This window comes from Mucilaginibacter sp. P2_A4 (genome assembly GCF_056405015.1).
Genome location: NZ_JBFUCX010000012.1, coordinates 217,772 through 241,935, shown reverse-complemented (window position 1 = coordinate 241,935; position 24,164 = coordinate 217,772). Strand labels below are relative to the sequence as shown.

Annotated in this window: 20 protein-coding genes; 14 read left to right on the top strand and 6 right to left on the bottom strand. The window is 42.3% G+C overall.

Going from position 1 to position 24,164, the window contains the following annotated elements; all coding sequences use genetic code 11:
- The 4 genes from AC1DYB_RS21925 to AC1DYB_RS21910 all read right to left on the bottom strand — a co-directional run.
- Nucleotides 1–192, bottom strand: a 192-nt coding sequence (locus AC1DYB_RS21925; protein WP_477437987.1) for a hypothetical protein, incomplete at its 3' end; no start/stop codon positions are given.
- Between the two features lie 143 nt (nt 193–335).
- Nucleotides 336–2,783: a bifunctional YncE family protein/alkaline phosphatase family protein gene (locus AC1DYB_RS21920; protein ID WP_477437985.1), complete on the bottom strand. Its 2,448-nt coding sequence runs from the start codon at nt 2,781–2,783 to the stop codon at nt 336–338.
- 257 nt (nt 2,784–3,040) lie between these two features.
- On the bottom strand, nt 3,041–4,522 hold the full coding sequence (locus AC1DYB_RS21915; protein WP_477437983.1) for a glycine--tRNA ligase: 1,482 nt from the start codon (nt 4,520–4,522) through the stop codon (nt 3,041–3,043).
- A gap of 850 nt (nt 4,523–5,372) precedes the next feature.
- Nucleotides 5,373–5,714 (bottom strand): hypothetical protein, encoded by a 342-nt coding sequence (locus AC1DYB_RS21910; RefSeq protein WP_477437981.1) that lies wholly within the window; start codon nt 5,712–5,714, stop codon nt 5,373–5,375.
- Between the two features lie 460 nt (nt 5,715–6,174).
- On the opposite strand from AC1DYB_RS21910, the gene AC1DYB_RS21905 reads away from it, so the two are divergent.
- From AC1DYB_RS21905 to AC1DYB_RS21855, 11 genes are all read left to right on the top strand, one after another.
- On the top strand, nt 6,175–6,843 hold the full coding sequence (locus AC1DYB_RS21905) for a flavodoxin reductase (protein ID WP_477437979.1): 669 nt from the start codon (nt 6,175–6,177) through the stop codon (nt 6,841–6,843).
- A gap of 73 nt (nt 6,844–6,916) precedes the next feature.
- Nucleotides 6,917–9,475 carry a T9SS type B sorting domain-containing protein gene (locus AC1DYB_RS21900; RefSeq protein ID WP_477437977.1) on the top strand — a complete coding sequence of 853 codons (2,559 nt, stop codon included), beginning with the start codon at nt 6,917–6,919 and terminating at the stop codon, nt 9,473–9,475.
- Nucleotides 9,476–9,592: 117 nt separating this feature from the next.
- A complete protein-coding gene (locus AC1DYB_RS21895; RefSeq protein WP_477395013.1) occupies nt 9,593–10,297 on the top strand; it encodes an ATP-binding cassette domain-containing protein in 705 nt (234 codons plus the stop codon).
- Between the two features lie 51 nt (nt 10,298–10,348).
- The gene (locus tag AC1DYB_RS21890) at nt 10,349–10,990 is read left to right on the top strand and encodes a hypothetical protein (RefSeq protein ID WP_477437975.1); all 642 of its coding nucleotides are present in this window, start codon (nt 10,349–10,351) and stop codon (nt 10,988–10,990) included.
- A gap of 137 nt (nt 10,991–11,127) precedes the next feature.
- A complete protein-coding gene (locus AC1DYB_RS21885; RefSeq protein WP_477437973.1) occupies nt 11,128–11,751 on the top strand; it encodes a hypothetical protein in 624 nt (207 codons plus the stop codon).
- Between the two features lie 356 nt (nt 11,752–12,107).
- Entirely contained in the window at nt 12,108–12,605 is a 498-nt protein-coding gene (locus tag AC1DYB_RS21880; protein ID WP_477437971.1) for a hypothetical protein, read from the top strand.
- Between the two features lie 165 nt (nt 12,606–12,770).
- Nucleotides 12,771–15,176, top strand: coding sequence for a gliding motility-associated ABC transporter substrate-binding protein GldG (gene gldG, locus AC1DYB_RS21875; protein ID WP_477437969.1), 2,406 nt, complete (start codon nt 12,771–12,773; stop codon nt 15,174–15,176).
- A 33-nt stretch (nt 15,177–15,209) separates the two neighbouring features.
- Nucleotides 15,210–16,334 carry a DNA polymerase III subunit beta gene (gene dnaN / locus AC1DYB_RS21870; protein ID WP_295717212.1) on the top strand — a complete coding sequence of 375 codons (1,125 nt, stop codon included), beginning with the start codon at nt 15,210–15,212 and terminating at the stop codon, nt 16,332–16,334.
- A gap of 112 nt (nt 16,335–16,446) precedes the next feature.
- Nucleotides 16,447–17,121: a DUF4397 domain-containing protein gene (locus AC1DYB_RS21865; RefSeq protein ID WP_477437967.1), complete on the top strand. Its 675-nt coding sequence runs from the start codon at nt 16,447–16,449 to the stop codon at nt 17,119–17,121.
- Nucleotides 17,122–17,131: 10 nt separating this feature from the next.
- The gene (locus AC1DYB_RS21860) at nt 17,132–17,872 is read left to right on the top strand and encodes a DUF4397 domain-containing protein (protein ID WP_295717216.1); all 741 of its coding nucleotides are present in this window, start codon (nt 17,132–17,134) and stop codon (nt 17,870–17,872) included.
- A gap of 45 nt (nt 17,873–17,917) precedes the next feature.
- Nucleotides 17,918–18,577 carry a VTT domain-containing protein gene (locus tag AC1DYB_RS21855; protein ID WP_477437965.1) on the top strand — a complete coding sequence of 220 codons (660 nt, stop codon included), beginning with the start codon at nt 17,918–17,920 and terminating at the stop codon, nt 18,575–18,577.
- A gap of 23 nt (nt 18,578–18,600) precedes the next feature.
- Here the strand turns inward: AC1DYB_RS21855 and AC1DYB_RS21850 are convergent, their stop codons facing one another.
- Both AC1DYB_RS21850 and AC1DYB_RS21845 read right to left on the bottom strand, forming a co-directional pair.
- Entirely contained in the window at nt 18,601–19,521 is a 921-nt protein-coding gene (locus AC1DYB_RS21850; RefSeq protein ID WP_477437963.1) for a zinc dependent phospholipase C family protein, read from the bottom strand.
- A gap of 43 nt (nt 19,522–19,564) precedes the next feature.
- Nucleotides 19,565–20,356, bottom strand: coding sequence for a class I SAM-dependent methyltransferase (locus tag AC1DYB_RS21845; RefSeq protein ID WP_477437961.1), 792 nt, complete (start codon nt 20,354–20,356; stop codon nt 19,565–19,567).
- A gap of 174 nt (nt 20,357–20,530) precedes the next feature.
- On the opposite strand from AC1DYB_RS21845, the gene rpsT reads away from it, so the two are divergent.
- The 3 genes from rpsT (at nt 20,531) to pheT (ending at nt 24,114) form a co-directional block, all read left to right on the top strand.
- Entirely contained in the window at nt 20,531–20,785 is a 255-nt protein-coding gene (gene rpsT / locus AC1DYB_RS21840) for a 30S ribosomal protein S20 (protein WP_295717223.1), read from the top strand.
- A gap of 84 nt (nt 20,786–20,869) precedes the next feature.
- Nucleotides 20,870–21,568, top strand: coding sequence for a RadC family protein (gene radC, locus AC1DYB_RS21835; RefSeq protein WP_477437959.1), 699 nt, complete (start codon nt 20,870–20,872; stop codon nt 21,566–21,568).
- 146 nt (nt 21,569–21,714) lie between these two features.
- Nucleotides 21,715–24,114: a phenylalanine--tRNA ligase subunit beta gene (pheT, locus tag AC1DYB_RS21830; RefSeq protein WP_477437957.1), complete on the top strand. Its 2,400-nt coding sequence runs from the start codon at nt 21,715–21,717 to the stop codon at nt 24,112–24,114.
- The last annotated feature ends 50 nt before the right edge of the window (nt 24,115–24,164 follow it).

Sequence of the window (24,164 nt, the reverse complement as noted above, 5' to 3'; positions counted from 1 at the left end):
ACCTGACTGCTTAAAACGGTTATAATACTTTAAAAAACTTCTCGGATCGGTATCATGAGCTGAATAGAAATCTTTGGCAAACCTAAAAATAGTATGTTCACCACGCTTTACCTGTTCATATTCACCGATTAAAAAACGGTACTTGCTCAGGTAATTTCGCTTTAAGGTAAGATCGTTGTTTATGTTCCGCATAACTTTTAGCTTTATTAGTTAAAGCTAATTCTGTTACCGAATTATCTGACCTTTACAGCAATGACGACCTGTTTTTTATTTTTAGACAGCCTAAAAGAAAAAGGTAAATTCTATAAATTCTATAAATTCCGGTTCAGACAAAATCAATCTTCATCCTGTTCTTTTTTCTGCTCTAAAATTACAAAAGCGCTGCGTTTTGGTGCAGGCATTACTGCCGTTTCCCCTTTAACAAATTTCCATATCACTTCGTTAAGGTCAATGTCAGGCGCGGCGTCTTCTTTGGCAAAATTGAACAGTTCAGATCGTTTACTACTTTCATTCACCGCGATGTTGCGTTGCTCAAGGTCAACCTGGGCTTGTTTAGCTATGTAAGGTGTAAGATCGGGTTTGCTGGTAAAGCAATCATACAATGGCATAGCGGCGGCATCATACTGGCTCATCGGCGGCAGACCTAATATCAGTTCGATGGTACGCAATACGCCCGATGTGGAATACATGCCATGGATAACCGCGTTACGCTTTACATAAGGCCCGGCAACAAACACAGGCGAACGGTGTGCATCAATATGATCCGGACCGTTCTGGGCATCATCTTCTAAAATAAACACTACCGATTCTTTCCAGATTGGGCTTTTTGAAAGGTGCTCGATGAACTGGCCTATAGCCAAATCGTTATCGCCGACGGCGGCTGTAGGCGATATGGCGCCCTTCCTTTGTCCGCTGGTATGGTCATTGGAGATGCGTACACTGTTAAACCTTGGTACAGCATTTATAGTTAACAGGGAATCGAAATCATGTGCCCAGATAGCTACCCGTTTCACATCCTTCACGTTGAGGTCAAAGCCGGGAGCTTGTTTGCAATAGTGCCCTTCCAGCGATTTTAAGTTCGCTTTGCCGGGGTTGCCATCACTCACAAACTCACCATAAGTGCGATAGCTTATACCGGCACGTTTACAATAATCCCATATAAAGCCGTCGCGCGGGTAGGCTGCCTTGCGGGTTCCTTCAAAATCATAATTACCACCGCGACTGCCATAGCTGGTTGGCCAGGTTTTCTCCACAAAATCGGTAGCGTAGGCTGCCATGCTCCAGTTATGGCCATCGGCACTTACTTCGGCATCTACATAAAAGTTATCTAACAAAACAAACTCATTGGCTATAGCATGGTGGTTTGGCGTAGTTTTTTTACCGAAGATACATAATGAAGTATCGCCGTTACCCTGCGGCATATCGCCTAAAACCTGGTCGTAAGTGCGGTTTTCTTTGATGATATAGAACACATATTTAATAGGCGATTTTTCGCCCATGCGCCTTGGGATAGGGTTACCCTGCTCGCCGTGGGCTGTTTTAGCAATTTTATTACTGAAGGGCGTGTTGGCATACACCTGTTTGGTATAGGCCTTAAGCTGCTCTGCTCCTGGTGTGTTGATGAATGATAGTGCACCTTTAAACAGCCCGCCAATGTATTGCTCACGGCTGTTGGTAGCGCCCTGCTTGTAACCGCTGTTGTCGGTTTTAAGGATGGGTTGAGGGCCTTTAGGGTTGGGCATTGATGTAAAACCCTTGCCATTGGCAACCAGTATTTTTTTACCCAGTACTTTTACATTGGTAGGGTACCAGCCTACCGGGATAAAGCCCATGCTGCGGCTGCTGCCGGGTTTAGTAACATCAAATACTGCAAGGCAATTATTATCGGCATTGGCAATGTACAGCGTTTTTTGATCGGTTGATAAAGCCAGTCCGTTAGTTGTGGAACCGGTTAGGCGGGTAGGGTAAAGGGCTGCTGCTATGGTTTCTATTATTTTATGACTGGCGGTATTTACCACCGAAACCGAATTGTCATTAGCATTGGCCACATACAGGTAATTGCCCTTTTTATTCAAAAGCAGCTCGTTAGGGTGGCTTTCGGTTTTTATTGTGCTAAGGGTTTGTGTGGCAATGTTGTAAAAGCCCAGTTCATCGCCGCCCCATAGGGAGATGTAAAGCGTTTTTTCGTCGGGAGATAACAGGCAGCTATAGGCTTCGGCCGGGAGTTTTACCTGTTTTACAATTTTCTTTGCTGCCGGGTCTACAATGTATAAAGTGCTGTCCTCTTTTGTAACGGTATACAGGCGGGTATCACTTTTATTAATAGCCATCCCGGTTGGGCATACCTTATTGTTAGGCCATGACTGGGCCGCCAGCTTAATGGTATCCGGTGTGCCAAGCTTATTATTGTTTATATTGAAAACGTAGATCCAGTTGTCATTACCGCCTGATGCGTACAGTTTCTTTTCATCGTGACTAAAAGTAAGACCATACCATGATTTGCGTACCACTTTTTCATCCAATAGCTTTTCGTTCTTTGGATCAATAAGTTGAACCGACTGCGTGCTTTGGCCGTTATTGGTAACTGCAAGCAGCTTGCCCGATGTGGATAGCTGGATGTTTAAAGGCAGATCGCCAAGGGGTAATGAGGTGCCTGCCGGGCTAAGTTTCCAGCCGTTGGGTAATAATACCTGCCCGGTTTGGGCTATTTTACCCGGCGTTTGGGCGTAGGTAGTTAATGAGGTTGCTAATATTGCTAAGCAAATGAGTAGCTTTTGTTTCATGATAGTAATGATTGTAGTCAAAATTACATAATCATTTTACATAGATGGGCGGGTTAACACAAACTTAATATGTAAGATTATTGCTATAATCAAACACTCTATGTCATTTCGAACGAACAGGCGTAGGGAAAAAGAAAGGGGTGAGGAGAAATCTTATACGACCTGCATGTTTGCTTGTCGCTTATATAAGATTCCTCCTCACCCCAGTGCTCGTGTCATTCCGTTGTTCGTCGGAATGACAATGAGTAATAGCTTTTTTACTTCAATAGGTTTCTCCAGCTCACCTGGTCGCCAATGATCTTATCCAGATCGGCAGATGCTACACGCTCCTGGGCCATGGTATCGCGGTAACGGATGGTTACGGTATCGTCTTCCAAAGTCTGGTGATCAACTGTGATGCAGAAAGGTGTACCAATGGCATCCTGGCGACGGTAGCGTTTACCAATGGCGTCTTTCTCTTCATATTGTATGTTGAAATCAATCTTCAGCCTATCCATAATTTCGCGGGCTTTCTCTGGCAAACCATCTTTTTTGGTTAGTGGGAAAATAGCAGCTTTAACCGGGGCCAGGCAAGGGTGCAGGCGCAGTACGGTACGGCTATCCTGTTTCTCTTCGGTGCTCAGGTCTTCCTCCTCGAACGCGTTAATCATGGTTAACAGGAACATCCTGTCTAAACCTATAGAGGTTTCAATTACATAAGGGATATAGTTACCATAAGGTTTGCCCGTTTCAGGATCAACCTCGGGGTCAAAATATTGCAGTTTTTTACCCGAGAATTTCTGGTGCTGACTCAGGTCGAAATCTGTACGGCTGTGTATTCCTTCTACTTCTTTAAAGCCAAACGGAAAGTTAAACTCAATATCAAAGGCAGCATCGGCATAGTGGGCCAGTTTTACGTGTTCGTGGTAGCGGTATTTGGCAGCATCGGTACCCAGGGCAAGGTGCCATTTTAAACGGGCTTCTTTCCATTGGTTAAACCACTCTTTTTGCGTGCCAGGGCGTACAAAGTATTGCATTTCCATTTGTTCAAACTCACGCATGCGGATAATGAACTGGCGGGCAATAACCTCGTTACGGAAAGCCTTACCTATTTGCGCAATACCGAAAGGGATTTTCATCCTGCCCGATTTTTGCACGTTAAGGTAGTTTACAAAGATTCCCTGAGCAGTCTCCGGGCGAAGGTAAACCACATCCGCATCATCAGCTACAGCGCCCATTTGGGTGCTAAACATCAGGTTAAACTGGCGTACATCTGTCCAGTTACGGGTACCGCTTACAGGGCAGGCAATGTCATGCTCAATAATAAGTTCCTTTAAACGGGGCAGATCCTCATTTTTAAGGGCCTCATCCATATCGTGCTGTAAAGCTTCCGCTTTATCAGTCTTGCCATCTTTATCGTAACGGTCAATCTTATCCTCCAAAAGCTGATCGGCACGGTAACGTTTTTTTGAATCCTTGTTATCGATCATCGGGTCGCTGAAACCATCAACGTGGCCGCTGGCTTTCCAAATTTTGGGGTGCATAAATATGGCACTATCAATACCAACAATGTTATCATGCATCTGCACCATGGCTTTCCACCAGTAGGTTTTAATGTTGTTCTTTAATTCGGCACCATTCTGGCCGTAATCATAAACAGCGCTTAAACCATCATAGATCTCGCTGGAAGGGAAAACAAAGCCATATTCTTTGGCGTGCGATATAACATTTTTAAAAAGTTCGTCGGTTGATTTGCTCATAATAGCTGCAAAGATACAATTTAGGCGGAAAGGTAAAAGGTAAAAGGCGAAAGGTGTGTTTTGGGGCAAAATACATCTTCCTGTAGAGACGCATAATTGCGTCTCCGGCATGCAAATCATCCTTGCAAATTCTGAATGTCCTGCGGGAGACGCAATTATGCGTCTCTACAAAAAGAACTCAGCTGCGGTTATCGACCCAAAGTGTCCGTCCGGTTCCCGGTGACCGTGTTTTGCGGACGCTTTGCGGACACCGCTATACCGGGCTACCGTCTCTGTATGCTGGCGAAGACTCACCCCGACCAGGCTTCGCCGGTCGACCCTCTCTTCGGCTGCGCCGGAAAGAGGGTTAAAAAAGCTAATTTAAAATTTTCAGCCCCCTCTTTCCAACGCAGTTGAAGAGAGGGGTGTCGGGCGTAGCCTCGACAGGGTGAGTCGTAGCCTTGGTTAGTTTACGTTGTTTGCCTTCAATTTACTACCCTTTCCCTTCGTTTAAATTAATTTTATTCTTTATTTTAAAGAATTTTCTGTATATTTGAGAGGGTGTTGTATATTTTATACAAATCCAGGTGTCCGCAAGGTGTCCGGTTACATGGGCTTCCCGGGACGGACGGACAGGCAGACAAACAGATGGAAAGGAACTCAACCCTGTCCGCAAGGTGTCCGAAACTGTCTCACTCCCCTTTGCGGACGGACACCCAAACAAACCAACATATTCTACAGGCAGGGTGCATCCGTACACAGTCAAGGTCACACATATATATATATACTAATATATATATAGGCTATTGGATAAGTATTTTTAAAAAACGCGGTTTTTAAAAATTACATCAGCAAAAAAAAATAAGGCAGACTATTCAACTATTTTATTTAGCATTTCTCTTGCTATACTTCGTAGTGTAACTATGTTTATAGATATGGCAATAATATAAAATGCAACAAAAAACAATGGGGCATAGTATTCACCCTCGTGTATTAAGGTGATTGATAGGGCAGCCAGTATCAACACTGTTGCCATTAAGTTTTTGTACCAGGTAAAGGTTATCAATGCCTCGTTGTTTAACATGCTGATTTCAAATTTGCCGCCATCTAATCGTTTCGCTGCCTCAAAATTCCACATCAATTTCCAGGGGTTTTCATCAAATTCAACGCTGCTATCGGTTACGTGGTTAATCCTGTATTTACCATCATCCAACAGCGATACTATTTTGCCGGTTATAATTGAGGATGGAGGTTAGTTGATTGGCTTATTTTAAACTTTAATTTCATTTGCGGTAAGGGTAGGTTGAAGTTAATAAAGATAGTCTCATTAACGGCATCGATGTTTCTTTACCAAACTCCCAATTTCCAACTCCCAAATCTCACAAACCTGTCCGTCCGTCCGCAGGTGTCCAAGCACTACTGAACGGACGGACACCTGCATGTTTGCCAAACTAAAATGATCAAATCCCAAATCCCAACTCCGAAATCCCAAATCCAACGAGGGGTGTCCGTCCGTCCGCAGGTGTCCAACACTTCCGAACGGACGGACACTTGTAAGAGCAGATCCCCAAATCCGAAATCCCAATTCCGAAATCCCCAAATCATTAAAGGAGTTAAAACTAATTGATAAAAAAACACTTTTATTAGTTAGCTTTAAATAACTGATAAGCCCTATGGAAACCATTGTAAAGATCATCTCAACCCGGTACGTAACCCATAATGTTAAACAATTCAGGCTGGAAAAACCTGCCGGTTTTACCTTTACACCGGGGCAGGCAACAGAGCTATCCATAAATCAGGATGGTTGGAAGGATAAAAAAAATCCCTTCACCTTTACCTGCCTTACCGATGACCCATACCTCGAGTTCACCATAAAAATATACCCCGATAGTGATGAAGGCGTTACCAACCAGTTGAGCAAATTAAATGCCGGCGACGAATTGATACTGCGTGATGCCTGGGGTGCTATAGAATACAAGGGCCCTGGTTACTTTATTGCCGGCGGTGCTGGTATTACCCCCTTTATAGCCATTTTAAGGCATTTAAATAAAGAGAGGAAGCTTGCAGGCAACAAGTTATTTTTCAGTAACAAAACGGATGTGGATATTATTTTGGCTGATGAACTCAAAAGTATGCTCGGTCCCGATGCGCTGTTTTTAATAAGCGCCCAAAAGGATAGCATTCACGATACCCGCCGCATCAACGAAGCGTTTTTAAAAACTGAAGTAAGCGATTTTACCAAACACTTCTACATCTGCGGCCCCGACCCAATGGTGGAAGCCATTAACGGTATTTTAACTGGGCTGGGTGCAAGTGCAGATCTGGTGGTATTTGAGCGGTAGGGGCGGCAATAACATCGCCACAAATAATATCGGTTTGTTGTGAAAATAACCTACTTTTGGCGCACTTTATCACATGGTTAGGTTATTTATGCGGTCGTTTGTTTCTACTTGGTTTTCAGCTGTATTACTGGTTGTTTTATTGATATTTAATACACAGTACATATATGCCCAGGCGCCGGCAATAAAGTATACAACTCCGCATGTTTATGTAATTAACAAGCCCATAACGCCTTTGGCACCTGCAAATACAGGCGGCGCGGTCCCTGCTACAATATATGGCACAGCAAGTATCGCTGCTGGTCCCGGTAATTTTGGTATAGTGGCCGGGGTTACAACGGATGCTGCCGGAAACATTTATGTAGGAGATTTTGACAGAAACGTTATTTATAAGGTTACTCCTTCCGGAAATTCGTCAATTTTTGCCGGGTCAGGTTCAATCGGTTATGCGGATGGGTTAGGTGCTGCTGCATCATTTTATGAGCCAGACGCACTGGCTATGGATAATAACGGCAATTTGTATGTAAGCGACCTGGGAAATGCTTTGATAAGAAAAATTACCCCTGACGGTTTGGTAACAACCTTTGCCGGAAAAGCGCAGGTGCTCGGTTCGGTCAATGGTACTGGTTCGCAGGCACGGTTTAACGGGCCGAGGGGTTTAGCAGTTGATGCGGCTGGCAATGTTTACGTAGCCGATCAGGGCAATAACTTAATTAGAAAAATAACAGCCGCGGGAGTAGTAACAACTTATGCGGGCAATGGTTATGCGGGATTTAAAAATGCTAATGGGTCGGCGGCAGCTTTTAGTACGCCTACTGGAGTTGGACTTGATGTTTCAGGGAATTTGTATGTTGCAGATGCAGGCAATAATGCAATACGAAAAATTACGCCGGCAAGGGACGTAACTTCATTTGCTAGAGGGCTAAATTTTCCGCGTGATGTGAGGGTTGATGGTACAGGTAATGTGTATGTTACCGACCAATACAGTTCTACTGTTAAAAGAATAAGTCCGGCGGGTGTAGTTACCACACTTTCGGGTTCTTTTATTTCGCCCATTGGATTAGTTTTGGATGGTAAGGGTAATTTATTTTTGGCTGAAAATGGCCGTAGACTGATCCGGAAAATAATTATATCAGGTTATACCATAGATAAAGCCTTGCCTGCTGGTTTGATTTTTGATCCTAAAACCGGTATTATTACAGGTACGCCCACCGTTTTATGGCCAGCAACAAATTATACAATTACGGCTTACAATGGAGGTGGAAGCAACAGCACTACCTTAAATTTAGAAGTGGTACTTTCTATAATATTAAAGCCATCAGTAATTACCTTCCCCCCTCCGGTAAAAATTAAAATTGATGCTGATAATATTTTACATCCCGAGGCTACCAGTACCAATAACGAAACCCCAATAGCTTATACCAGCAGTAATCCGGCGGTTGCTTATTTAGGGGCAGACGGACAGATCCATGTAATTGCACCGGGAATTACAATTATTACAGCAAACCAGCAAGGTAACGAGAATTATAGTGATGCCGCCCCTGTATCGGTGCCCTATACTATAACTCAGGACCAGGTTATCGTGTTTCCGGCTATAGCCATTAAAAAGGCATGTGACGCTGATTTTTTTGCAGGTGCTGTAAGCTCAAATTCAACTATTCCACTTACCTATATTAGTAGTAATCCTGCCGTTGCTACCGTTTCACAAGTAGGGGATATTCATATTGCGGGCCCTGGTAGTGCTACTATCACTGTTTCGCAAGGTGGGAGTAATTTATATAATGAAGCTTTACCGGTTTCACAAACGTTAACGGTAAACCCTCTGATAACGCCATCAGTAAAAATCAGTCCCGATTTTTATGCTAGTTGCGATGGGCTATTGCTAGCCTATACCGCAACGCCCACAAACGGCGGCAATAACCCAACTTATCAATGGAGGCTGAACGGTAATAACAGCGGCGATAACAGTGCGGTTTACACCAGTACCACCTTAAAAACCGGCGATGTGATTACCTGTATAGTTACCAATAATGATCAATGTGCGCCGGTTTCATCGCCGGTATCAAACCCGGGTTCGCTCAGTGCCGATCCTAATGTTACTACGGAGTTGGTTATCACATCATCGGCAACAACGGTTGATATAGGTACACCTATCACCTTCAAGGCAACGGCATCTGCCAATGTTCCGATTGTACCGGCATATACCTGGATGGTGAATGGGCAAATAGCAGGCACCAACAGTGCCACTTTTACTTCTAACACCTTATCAGATGGCGATGTGGTTACCTGTGGTATTCTTATTGAAGGCAAATGTATTGTTAACCCATCGGTTACATCCAATAGCATCACCGTTTCTGTATTAATACCCGTAAAAATAATTGTACCTAATGCCTTTACTCCAAACGGCGATGGAAGTAACGATACCTGGAATATTGCAGCATTACTATCTTATCCTAATTGCACGGTAAGTATCTACAACCGTTATGGCGCGGCTGTTTATCAATCTAAAGGGTACCAATACCCCTGGGATGGACGAATGAACGGTAAGCAACTACCAGCCGGCACCTATTATTACATTATAGACACCCAAAAGGATAACCAAAAACTGTCGGGACCGGTAACTATATTGAGGTAGTTGTTAATTGCCACTGTCCCACGGTAACGGACACCTGCGGACGGACGGACACCCCCAATCTAAAATAAATCCGAAATCGAAATTCCGAAATCCGAAATACTCTTCTAATTTTACGGCATGAGTATCCGGGTAGAAGCATTGACAAAAGTTTACGGCGATCAAAAAGCGGTTGATGGTATTAGTTTTACTGCCGGGCCCGGCGTGCTGGGTTTCCTGGGGCCAAATGGCGCGGGTAAATCAACCACCATGAAGATACTTACCTGCTTTATACCACAAACATCGGGTACGGCATCTGTATGCGGGTTTGATGTAGTGAGCCAGTCGCTTGATGTACGCAGGCACATTGGCTACCTGCCAGAGAGTAACCCGCTTTACCTGGATATGTATGTAAAAGAGTCGATGGCGTTCATTGCAGGCATCCATAAAATGCAGGAGCCCGAAAAGCGCATAGCCGAAGTTATTGAGCAAACCGGCCTTGGGCCCGAGCAGCATAAAAAAATAGGGCAGCTATCTAAAGGCTACCGCCAGCGTGTGGGGCTTGCCCAGGCAATTCTGCACAATCCCGATGTGCTGATACTGGATGAACCCACATCCGGCCTGGATCCTAATCAGCTTATTGGCATTCGCCAGTTAATTACCGATCTGGGTAAAACCAAAACCATTATCCTATCTACCCATATCATGCAGGAAGTTGAAGCTGTATGCGATAAAGTGATCATTATTAACAAGGGAAAAATAGTAGCCGATGATACCCTTAAAGGCTTGCTGGGTAAAAATAATAAAAGTACGCTTGAAGGTATTTTTATTAGTCTTACCAATTGATAAATGAATTTAATCAGCTAAGTTTGCGCCACTTAACCTTATTATAATCATATGAAAAAAAACGTACTTGCGTTAGTTGTTTTATTATGCGCTGTTGTTAGCGCCAACGCCCAATCCTTTGGAGGCGATGCAGACCGTACACCCAGATTAAGCGCTGGTTTTGGAGCCGGTGGCACAATAGGATCACACTCCGGCGATTATCCCGCAGCGGGCAGTGTAGATGTAAAGCTTGAATTTCCTATAGCATCAAGCCCGGTAAGTATCACCGCTTCGGCAGCTTATACTTTTTTTGTGTCAAAAGACGGTTACTATTTTGGCTACAACAGCAATGAAGGTAATTATAGCAGCGGTTCACTGGCATCATTTGCTCCCGTTATGTTGGGTGCCCGTGTATACGCCGGCAAACTATTTTTTGAAGGTGCAGCCGGCGCTTCCTTTAACCTTAACTCCAACCACAGCGATTATACCAGCAAAACTGTTGCATTGGTTCTTTCGCCAAGCATAGGTTATGGTTTTAGGTTTGGCTCGTCTCAAAAGTTTGGCCTGGATCTTAGCCTGGCCTATGAAACCCGTTTGGAAAGTAGCAAAAGCATTATTTTATATAACGATGGCATGGGTAACTCCTACACTGCGGGTGGTTATGGTAATTACAACCAGATTGCTTGCCATGTGGCTTTTAGCCTTGGTTTGTAATCAAATAAAAAAAGTATTGATGAACCCTGGTATTAGATACCGGGGTTTTTTATTAAATATTTACAAGGCACATATTATTTTACCTGGTTTGTTGCATTTGCAAACTTGCTAACGTAAAGATTTCAAATGCCTTAACCATGAATAACCTTATCACTTATATGAAGAAATTATTGCTTGCAATGGCAATTTTAACTGGCTTTGCAGTTGATGCCCATGCGCAAACTAACTACAACACGCACCCACGCGTTAGCGCTGGTTTTATATATGGTGGTGCATTAGGCGCTGCTGCCGACAATTATACCTACGCCAGCGGATTTTTAGTAAAGTATGAAATACCTGTTAAATCTATACCCCTGAGCCTTACGCTTACATCAGGGTACAGCTTTTTTATTCCCCAAACCCGGTTCTATTCTTATATTAATCCTGGCAATGGTGGTGGTACGCATGTTAATTATTCGGCCGCTGCCTTTGTTCCGTTAGAAATAGGCGCAAGGGTTTATATAGCCAACAAACTATACTTTGAGGGTAATATTGGGGCATCACTAAATGTAAACTCGCCCCATGAGTATTATACCGATAAAACGCTTGCATTATTGGTTTCGCCCAACCTGGGTTATTCTTTTCGCTTTGGCTCATCGGGTAAAGCAGGCTTAGATTTAAGTTTAGGCTACGAAAATCGTTTCGAGAGCGCGAGCTTAAATTATTACCAGGGCAATTATGGCAGGCTTGCATTAAGCGCTGCATTTAGTTTGGGGTTGTAATTTCATTAAACCTAAATACCAGGGCTCCGGGCATTTGCCGGGGCTTTTTTATTGCGATGATTTTTTATTGCGATAAAAACGGTTAGGTTGATACCTGCACCTTCCTGATGATATTTTAGTAAAATTACAGGCATCAAAGGCCACTTTGAGAAAGAGAAAATCGGCCCACTAAATAATTTGTGAAAATAATTAATATCCTGTAATACAGATCATTGTAATCAGATGTAATTATCACTACATTTATCTACTATTACAATCTGCTATTTCATTTTATAGCTAATAATCCCGGTTTTGATGATAAGTTTAAAGCCTGGAAAATGTTGCCAGGCCTTTAAATAACCTAAAAATAAAATATCATGAAAACATTATTAATTGTATTAGCAAGCATTAATGGTTTGATGTCATTATGCAGCTGCAGTAAACAAATCCATTCCCATAAACAGGTTATGGTAAGCTACCACACCAAAGATGGTGTTATGAAACAATTTGGCGTTCCCGACGAAAAACGAGAAGCAAACCACCTTACCGAATGGCTTTACAATTGTGATACTTCATCCAACCTTTATCATTCAAAAACAAAAGTGGGAATCGATGGAACATATAATACCGTTTACGGCAGTTTAAATCATAATACGGTAACTACTGATAAATTTACACCCTTTAACAAGTACGTAAAATTCACCTTTGATGAGCAGGGTAAGGTTGTAAATTGGGATTCAGATCATGTAAATTTTGAGGAACGAAAAAAGAAACCCGGCGCTACAATAGCATTGGTAGTGGGCTGTGTAGCGGCGGCAACTCTTTTTGTTGTTAGTTTGGTTGCCGTAGATAATTTTAGTAATTGGGGATATTGAGTTTTTATTAAAAAACTATTAAGTAAATATCCTTGCATGAGGTCCCGGTATTATTTAGCGGGACTTTTTTGTTATGGCGATTTTTAAGTTTTATAATTCAAAAGTACACCTTTGCTTTAGTGTATTATTGTTGTAATTTCGGCGTTTCAGCATAAATATACAGCAGTGCTTAGCATCTTAAAAAAAGAAATAATATCATACCTCAGTTCGCTGGTAGCCTATGTTACCATTGGCGTATTTTTATTGGTGCTGGGCTTATTCCTGTGGGTGTTTCCAGATTCCAGCATCCTGGATTATGGCTATGCCGGGCTCGAAAGCCTTTTCAGTACCGCTCCATACCTGTTCATGTTCCTGATACCGGCTATTACCATGAGGTCATTAGCTGAGGAACGTAAGGAGGGTACTTTCGAATTACTTTTTACACGCCCCTTAAAAGATTGGGAAATAGTGCTGGGCAAATATTTTGCCTGCCTGCTTATTGTACTTTTTGCACTGCTGCCTACATTGGTTTATTATTTTTCGGTAAGTACGCTGGGTACGCCGCAGGGCAATATTGATAGTGGAGCAGTTATAGGATCATACATCGGCTTGTTTTTATTAGGCGCGGCATTTGCTGCTATTGGTCTGTTTGCCTCCTCTATCACCAAAAATCAAATCATAGCTTTTACTGTAGCTGTTTTCCTGTGTTTCTTTTTCTATAGCGGTTTTGATTCTTTAAGTCAGCTGTTATCCCTGCAGGAGCTTGGTTTGCAGAGTTTAGGTATAACACAACATTACCAGTCTGTAAGCCGCGGTGTACTTGATACCCGCGACCTGGTTTACTTTATCCTGTTAGCGGGGATATTTACCTGGCTTACCTTATTTGTACTGATAAAACAGCGGCAAAAAGAATTGCGCGGTACAATCATGATCGGCCTGTTAGCGGTATTTATCGCCCTGGGCGTACTATCGCAATATGCTTTTACCCGGATTGATTTTACTACCGAGAAGCGTTTTACCATATCATCAGTAAGCAGGCAGATCATGGATGGCCTGCCGAAGCCGGTAAAGGTTACTGTTTACCTGCAGGGCAATGGTTTGCCTGGCGGGATGAAACGCCTGCAAAATGCCACAAAGGATATGCTTAGTGATTTAAGCGCCTATAGTCATCATCACCTGCAATTTGAATTTGTCGACCTAATTGCATCTATCAAAAATTTATCTCCCGATCAGCAAAAGCAAACCTATGAGGATTTGGGAGCAAAAGGTGTGGTGGGACAAAAGCTAAGTTTTAAAACCGACGACGGCGTATCTGAAAAATTGATATTCCCGGAAGCTGTTGTAAAAACGGGCGACAAGGAAGTAGTAGTAAATTTAATACAAACCCGGATAGGTTCATCAGAAGAAGAACAATTAAATAATTCTATTCAGAATTTAGAATACGCCTTTTCATCGGCTATAAAAAAAGCGGTAAGCGGTGGCAAGCAACAAATTGGTTTTACCGAAGGGCATCATGAATTAACCGATCTGCAATTGAATGATGCTATGAAAGCTTTATCAGATGGGTTTGAGGTTGGCAGGCTAAACCTGGCAACTATTCCATTTAAAGCATTACAAAACATCAAACTACTGGTGATCCCTAAACCCGACAGGAGATTTACCGAACTGGAGAAATTTAAGCTCGACCAATATATTATGCGTGGTGGCCGTGTACTATGGACTATTGACCAGGTAAGTGCCGAACTGGATAGCCTGCGCGGGCATGGCGGCGAGCAACTGGCCTTTGCAAAACAATTGAATCTTGATGATCAGCTTTTCAGGTATGGGGTACGTGTCAATTATGACCTTATAGCAGATATGAACTGTTCGCCAATACCAGTAAGTACTGGTAATGTTGGTGGGCAGGCGCAGATCCAGATGCTGCCCTGGTTGTTTAACCCCTTGTTTATGCCGGTTTCAAAGCATCCCATAGTAAAAAACCTGGATGCTATTCACAGTGAATTTGTAAGCACAATTGATCTGCTCGAAACCAAAGACATTAAGAAAACAATCCTGTTAACATCATCTCCTTATAATAAAAAGATGAGTGCGCCCCATGTGCTATCCTTACAGGCGCTGGAGCAGGAACCAAATCCTAAGGATTTTCAAAGTACACCAAAAACTGTTGGCGTGCTTTTGGAAGGTAAATTTATATCAAACTGGCGCAATCGCCCATTACCTGATAGTTTAAATGAGCAGGTGAGTATACTGCCAGAAAGCGTGCCCACAAAGATGGTGGTGATAAGCGATGGCGATATTTTAAAGAACCAGGTGGGAGGGGATGGTTCGCCTTTTCCGTTGGGATATGACCGTTATACACAGCAAACCTACGGCAATAGAAATCTGCTGCTCAATATTGCCGATTATATGACCGATGATTCTGGCCTTATTGCGCTGCGTACCAAAGAGATAAAGATTCGCCTGCTGAACAGGGCCCGTATCCGTAACGAAAAATTGTACTGGCAACTGGTAAATACAGCAGGCCCACTTGCTTTAGTGTTAATATGTGCTATTTTTCAACATTATATCCGCAAGCGAAAGTATGCCCATTAAATTTTATATTTTTGATAGATTAATTAGACCCATATGAGATTTATTGTTTCTACCACAACCTTACTCAAACAACTGCAAGCGGTAAGCGGCGCGTTAAGTAACAGCACCGTATTGCCTATATTGGAAAACTTTTTGTTTGAGATAAAGGAAGGAAACTTAACCATTTCTGCTACCGATCTGCAAACCAGCATGACCACCTCCTTAACTGTTGAAGCAAAGGAGAATGGCCGCATAGCTATACCATCGCGTATTTTGTTAGAGACCCTAAAATCATTACCAGAGCAGCCTGTAGCTTTCTCTGTTGATGATACTACCTTCGCCATTGAAATAAATGCCGGCGACGGTAAATACAAGCTGAGCGGCGAGAATGGTGAAGATTTTCCGAAAATACCTGTTGTTGAAAATGCATCATCAGTAAATTTACCTGCATCTGTTTTAGCCGAGGCTATTAATAAAACCATTTTCGCGGTAAGTAACGATGAGTTGCGCCCCGCCATGACAGGTGTTTTTTGCCAGTTAAGCCAGCAACATCTAACATTTGTGGCAACCGATGCGCATAAGCTGGTACGTTACCGTCGTAAGGATGCTAAGGCTGCAAGCGCAACATCGTTCATATTGCCTAAAAAGGCATTAACATTGCTTAAATCATCCTTACCAAGTGATGATGTAAATGTATCTGTTGAGTATAATTCAACCAGCGCGTTTTTTAAGTTTGGTAATATTAACCTGGTTTGCCGTTTAATTGATGAGCGTTACCCTGATTATGAGGCGGTTATTCCACAAAACAATCCTAATAAATTAATAATAGACAGGCTTACCTTCCTGGGATCGTTAAACCGTGTGGCTATTTATGCCAACAAAACAACCCACCAGGTAAGGCTTAAAATCAATGGCAGCGAGCTGAACATATCATCAGAAGATATTGACTTTGCTAACGAGGCGCACGAGCGTTTAAGCTGCCAGTATGAGGGCGAAGACATGGAAATTGGCTTCAATGCACGTTTTTTAATAGAAATGTTGAAGAATTTAAGTTGCGAAGAAGTATCTTTGGAGATGTCAACACCTAATCGTGCGGGCTTATTGCTGCCACAGGGTGGTGATGAAAATGAAGATGTGCTGATGCTGGTTATGCCGGTTATGCTCAATAGTTATGCTTAAGTGTTAACTTAAATTATAAATCCAAAATCGAGTCCGGCTTTAAAAACCGGACTTTTTTGTTCGCCGGTGATAACAAAAATTACGGTAAACAGTTATATAGCTTATAATTAATATGGATACCAGGATAAAAGCTTTGTTTATGATTGTGGCTGTGGCATGTTGGGCATCCTGTAAAAAAAATAGCGATGCACCCACCGCAACAACCGCAACCCGGGTTAACCTGATAAACGCATCAACCAATAATATTAATTTTTATTTGAACGGCACCCGCATTAATAATACCACCACCTATTACCCCGGCGGAACATTGGGTTATGTTGCTGTTTTGGCCGGAGCGCAAAATTACTCGGTTAAGATTGGTGGTAGTTCGGTGCCGTCGTTTAGTAAATCGCTTAATTTTAGTAAAGATTCGGTTTACTCATTGTACGTATCGGGCACAACCGAAAATGATATATTTAAAACTGCCGATGTATTGGTTGCTGATACCAGTGGTTTGGCAAAAGTGCGGTTTGTAAATGCCTCACCCGATGCTGTAGCGCTTGATTTGAAATTTGAGGGTACATTAAACGAGGTGAAATTTACCGGCGTAAGTTATAAAACAACTACTCCTTACGTATTGGTTAAGGCAGGCATAGTTGATTTGGCTATTTATCAGTCATCGGTGCCGTTAACCCCGGTAGTGCGGGATACGGTTACGCTTACAGCGGGGGGCATATATACCTATTATGGCTATGGCAGTATAAAAAATGCAGCAAGCTTTGGTACCGGCTTTATAACAAACAAATAAAAGTACATTAATGGTTAATCAAAATAAAAGCGGTTTATTGGTTTCATTATTTACGTTTGCCGTAGTAATTATGTTGCTTCCTTTTATAGCATCGTGCGGTAAATCAACTAACATATCGAACTCAAACACGCAGATACAGATCATCAATTTAAGCTCAGATGTGCAGCCATTAAATTTATATCAAAACTCTTTAAAGCAGGGTAATGGAGTCACTTATACTTATCCCACTAATTCTGGTTACTTTTTTTTGTCAACCATTACCCCTCCATTACAATTCAGAACAGCTACCGCGGCGGCATTAAATATTCCTTTTCAAATTGATACGGTATTAAGAGCCAACGCCAAATACACGCTTTTTTTGACAGGTTTCCTGAAAGATAGTACCATTAAAAATTCTTTACTATCATTAGATACCGCAACCCTGCCACCAATTGGAAGGGCTAAAGTGAGGTTTGTACACACATCACCCACATCGCCTACGCTTGATTTGCGGGCGAATGACACACTGGCATTTAGCAACCGGTCGTTTAATACCATTTCGCCATATATCAGTATACCTACAGGTAATTATAATTTCACCATAAACGTGCATAGCACCCCATCAAAAGTAGAATATACGCTAAAAAATGTGACGCTTTTGGATGGTCGTGCATATACAATTTATACCCAGGGTATTGTGGGGCGTACAGATTCTGTTGCCTTTGGCGCAGCGGTTTTAACTAATAATTTATTGATAAAAGCTACCCAATAGTGGCAATTCTTTTTATATTTCTATTTTTGGGCAAAATTTAAAAAAGTGGAAGTAATAAAAAGTATCATCGATTTTATACTGCATATTGATAAGCACCTGGTACAAATAACCAGTGCATACCAGGGTTGGACGTACCTGATATTGTTTGCCATCATTTTTGCGGAAACCGGTTTTGTTGTTACTCCTTTTTTACCCGGCGACTCATTGTTGTTTGCAGCAGGCGCCCTTATAGCCGGCGAAAAATCGGGCCTGGATATTTATTTATTAACTATTATATTGATTGTAGCCGCGTTTGCCGGCAATACGGTGAATTATTTGTTGGGCAACTTTTTGGGCCCAAAAGTATTTAAGGAACATAACAAGATATTAAAGCTGGATTACTACTTAAAAACCAAGGCTTTTTTTGATAAACATGGAGCAAAGGCTGTTATTTTTAGCAGGTTTATGCCTATCATCCGTACCATTGCGCCATTTGTGGCGGGGGTTGGCCGGATGCCATTTTTAAAGTACAGCTTGTATAATATTATTGGCGGGGCTTCATGGATAGTTGTTTTCCTGTTTGCGGGATTATGGCTGGGCAAGGTTCCTTTTTTTGAAAAGAACTTCTCACTGGTTGGCGTAGCCATCATCCTGATATCAATTATTCCGCCAATTTACGCCGCTGTAAAAGGCCGCACTGTTAAACGTAAAAGGCAAACAGTATAATATTAAACTTTATTAAAAAAAACCTACTCTTTTGCCGCTTTGGGTAAACGGGGGGATGTTTTAATGCTGATAGTAACCGAAGGGAGATCTGGCTGGCCGGCATCAACCCATGCCGAATACCAGAAACTACCAACCGAGAGGATTGACGCACGCATTCGCCGTTCAACCATGCCTTTTAATATTTTTTGATAGGCCAGGGTATAGGCTGGTGAATAATCTTTGATCTCTTTTTTGCCATGCAGCACCATGCTGTATTTCTTATCAGCCGGGAAACTTCTGGTCAAAATTCTTTCAAAACGCAATACGGTATCCACACTTTTAAAGGATGTGCGGCAGATCCTGAATGCCTCAGCCAAAGGGTTTTCAATGTAATGCGCCTTACCAACCTTTAAATTATACTTATCGCTGCAAAGTTCGGGTATGCGGCTTTCCCATAAACCGTGTATACCGGTTTGGTCGCTCAACTGGCCATTATAGTTTTGGGTAAGATGTAAGGGCACATGAGCATCGGCAATGTAATGACCCAGGTTGGCTGATGTGTTGAGAATGGCAGTGGTATCATGAGCCTTAAACGCCCGCACCAGTTTATAATACTGGTATTGTATGGTCCATGGAACTGTACCATACTTATCCAATGTATCTGCCGAATATTTGGCTGCCGCGTCGGTCCATTTCTGGGGCATGGCGGCCCAGGGGTGTTTGCCATAGTGGTCGGCATCAAAAAAATGTCTGGGTGCTTCTGTAGAGTCAACGTAACGGCGTTTATCGGCGCTTACAGCATGTTCAACAATATAGTTGATGTTGGCCTTGTAAAAAGGTGACATGCCTTTGGGGAGGGTGTAAACGGCCATGCGGTTGATGCGATAATGGGCAAAGAAACCCCATGACGAGCAGAGTATAATTAAACCGATGCCTGATAAACCTAAAACGATACTCCGCTTCATGAAGTAAATATGGGTTTAAGTTTTGAGTTTTAGGGCAGAGGAACTATAATTTTCCTACATAAAGCTTGGTGTCATAATTAATGGTGATCACATCATTTTGTTGATATTTATTAAAAAGGTTTTTTAAATCGGCCATCATTGATTCATACCCTGTTTCATCTTTTGCAGGCATATACGATGAGGAAAGTAACCGACCGGCCAATCCATTAAAATCAAATATCTGCTTGTTTTGCAATACTTCCAGCTTAACTGGTTCGGGAGCAAAAAAAGCACCGATGTGTTCCTTATCAATATTACGATGGTCAACTTTAACATAATCCTTACCATGTTTTATAATGAGTTGATCATACTCTTTTTCAAAATCCGATTCTGTTTTTCGTTCATTCCATATCAGCGCGACAAAACCACCGGGCTTTAATATTCTTTTAAACTCGGCCCTTGTTTTTACAGCATCAAACCAATGGAATGCCTGCCCGGCTATAACCGCATCCAAACTGCCCGATTCAAGGCATGTATTTTCGGCAGTTCCATTTATAGCTTTAAATCCGGGAAAAAGGTTCAATAGTTCTATTGATTTCTTCCTCATCTCCAGGTTGGGTTCTACGGCTATTACTTTATAGCCGGCAGTGAGGAATAATGCTGTTGATATTCCTGTACCGGCTCCAATATCCGCAATTAATTTATCTCTGGATAGAGCATAATTATCCTCCAAAAATTCAACAATAGTTTTGGGGTAGTGGGGTCTGTACTTCACATAATCATCCACCCGATTACTGAACCTGGTTGTGCTGTTGCTTGTCATGTTGCGTTGGTTGACTATTGAAAAAAGCAGCATTAGGTTAAATTTGTTTTAATAATTTAACCCCGATGGGTTTAACAGTTCCCAAAACGAGCTAAGCAACTGAATTTAACTTGAAAACTAAAATTAAAAACAACTTGCATATTTAAATTTATCGCCCTATATTTGCAGTCCTTAAAATAAGTAGAAAAAGAATAACAAAGCTATACGATGGCAAATCATAAATCATCTTTAAAAAGAATCAGATCAAACGCTGCGAAGCGTCTGCGCAACAGGTACCAGGCTAAAACAACCAGGAACGCTATTAAAAAATTAAGAGGCACTACCAGCAAAGCTGATGCAAGCGCTCTATTAACTAAAGTGATCTCTATGCTGGACCGTTTAGCTAAAAAGAACGTTATTCACAAAAACAAAGCTTCAAACAATAAATCGAAGCTTACTAAATTTGTAAATACTTTAAGCTAACATTAGCTTCTAAAATATTAAAAGGGATTTTACCATCGGTATCATCCCTTTTTTTGTTTGCAAGGTTTTTCATACTTTAATGCCGTGGAAAACTACGATAACAAGATCGGTATAAAATCATGGGCCGAGGAAGATCGCCCGCGCGAAAAACTAAGCGGACAGGGCAGACGGGCCTTAACCGATGCCGAACTGATTGCCATCCTGATAGGCTCGGGCAGCCGCAACGAATCCGCTGTTGAGCTCAGCAAGCGCATTCTGCACCATTACGAGAATGATTTGAATAAACTGGGCAAAGCCTCCATTAGCGAATTATCTAAATTTAAAGGAATAGGCGAGGCCAAGGCCATATCTATCATTGCCGCATTAGAGATCGGCCGCAGGCGTAACGACAGCGAAACAAAAGCGGTAGATACCATTGGCAGTAGTCGCGATGCTTATAATATCATGCGCCGGCACCTGGTGGATTTGAACCACGAGGAGTTTTGGATCATATTGCTGGGGCGCTCGCAAAAAGTGTTAGGCAGGGAGCTGATAAGCAAAGGTGGCTTGGCCGCAACGATATGTGATCCTAAAATTATTTTTCACGCCGCCTTACAGCACCAGGCCAGTGGGATTATATTGGTACATAACCATCCATCGGGTAATTTGAAGCCCAGCCAGGAAGATCTTACACTCACCAAAAAATTAATTGCAGGCGGCAGGCTACTTGATATCAGTATATTTGATCACCTCATTATCACCGACAATGGCTTTACCAGTTTGGCCGATGCTGATTTGATGTGAGGGCAGATGCGCAAATTTCAGATTTCAAATGTGCAGATGGTTTGCAAAACATTTTCACATTACTGCATCTTCAAATTAAATAAATCCCAAATCCGAAATCCCACATCCGAAATCTTTATATCTTTGCCGATTATCATTTCTGAATAATGAAGATATCGTATAACTGGCTTAAAGAATTTATTGATACCGATAAAACTCCCCAGGAAATTTCAATCATCCTTACCGGTACCGGTTTGGAGGTAGAAAGCCTGGAAAAAGTGCAACCCATTCCCGGCGGATTAGAAGGCCTGGTGATAGGTTTTGTAAAAGAGTGTGTTCAACACCCCAATGCTGATAGGCTACGGATCACCAAAGTTGATGTAGGCGGCCCTGAAGACCTCCAAATTGTTTGCGGAGCTGCTAATGTGGCTGCGGGGCAAAAAGTGGTTGTAGCTACTGTGGGTACTACTGTATACCCAACTGCAGGTGAACCATTCAAGATCAATAAATCAAAGATCCGTGGTGAGGTATCTGAAGGAATGATCTGCGCCGAGGATGAGATAGGCCTGGGAACCGATCACGCAGGTATCATGGTGCTTGATGCTGATGCTGTAATTGGCACATTAGCAAAAAACTACTTCAAACTGCATGACGACTTTATGTACGAAATAGGCTTAACACCTAACCGTGCGGATGCCACATCGCATTTAGGTACAGCCCGTGATATTGCCGCGTTTTTAAAGATCGGGATAAAAAAACCTGATGTAAGCGGGTTTAAGGTTGATAATACCAGCCGGACTATTGAGGTTGTGGTGGAGAACGAGCAGGCAAGTCCGCGTTATTCTGGTTTAACCATTAGTGGCGTTGAGGTTAAGGAATCGCCGAAATGGTTAAAGGAAAGGCTGGCTGTTATCGGCATCCGTTCTATCAATAATATTGTGGATGTTACCAACTATGTGCTGCATGAACTTGGGCAGCCATTGCATGCTTTTGATGCCGATGAGATAAAAGGGGATAAAGTACTGGTTAAAAATTACGCCGAAGGAACTGTTTTTAAAACGCTGGACGACGTTGATCGCAAATTATCAGAGAATGACCTGATGATTGGTAATACCGAAGAGCCAATGTGTATTGCCGGTGTTTTTGGCGGCGCGCAATCCGGGGTTAAATCAACTACTAAAAATATTTTCCTGGAGAGTGCTTATTTCAATTCGGTATCGGTACGTAAAACATCTAAACGCCACGGTTTAAAAACCGATGCATCATTTAGGTTTGAGCGTGGTACAGATCCGGATATGACTGTTTTTGCGTTGAAACGTGCGGCTTTGTTAATACAGCAGGTTGCAGGTGGTAAGGTATCGTCACAAATTTCTGATCATTATCCTGCTCCGGTTGCACCTTTTGCTTTCGATGTTACTTATAAAAATATTGATAGGTTAATTGGCCAGGAAATTACACATGGCGAGATCAAGGCGATCATCGAGGCGCTTGATATCAAGATAGTGAATGAAACTGCGGATTCGCTGTCGTTACAAGTGCCCCCATATCGTGTTGATGTAACCAGGGAGGTTGATATTGTTGAAGAGCTCCTGCGGATTTATGGCTACAACAATATTCATATACCTACACAGATCAGGGCTTCGTTAAACACTTCGCAAAAGGCCGAGAAGGATACCGTTCAAAACCAGATTTCGGATTTATTGACAGCTAATGGCTTTAACGAGATCTTATCCAATTCGTTAACAAAGTCTGCCTATTCAGATAACCTGGATGTTGCGGTAAAGATATTGAACCCCTTAAGCAGCGATTTGGATGTAATGCGCCAAACCTTACTGTACTCTGGTTTGGAAGCAATTGCTTATAATCAAAATCGCCGCAGTGCCGATTTGAAGTTTTACGAATTTGGTAAAGTGTACAGTGTAAAGGATGATAAATACAGCGAGGTTCAGCGTTTTTCTATTTTCATTACCGGTGCCGATGTGGCCGAGCAATGGAACCAAAAGCAAAAGCCCGTTTCATTTTACAATCTGAAAGCTATTGTTGACGGTATTTTGAAACGACTGAGCATTACCGACTTTGTTGTTGAAGATGCAACCTGTAGTAAACTGGCTTTCGGGCTGCAATACATGTTAAATGGAAAGCAGCTGGTGAAATTTGGAACAGCAGGCGCAAACGCGCTAAAAAAGGTAGACGTAGACAAAGAAGTATTTTATGCTGATTTTAACTTCGACATGGTATTGGCAGCGGTACGTAAAAACGTAATAGTTTACCAGGAGGTTTCTAAATTCCCGGCCGTACGTCGTGATCTGTCTATGTTGGTTGATAAGGCTGTTTCATTTGGTCAGCTTAAACAAATAGCGCAGAGAACAGAACGCAAGCTATTGCAGGAAGTTAGTGTATTTGATGTTTACCAGGGCGATAAATTGCCGGCGGGTAAAAAATCATATGCGCTGAGCTTTATTATACAGGACAGCGAAAAAACGCTTACCGATAAAGCCATTGATTCCATAATGCAGAAATTAATTTATAATTTAGGAAAAGAAGCAGGAGCGGAGATTAGGAAGTAATTATTGAATTATTGAGTTAGTGAATTAGTGATTTTTCGCTTTTTTATTAA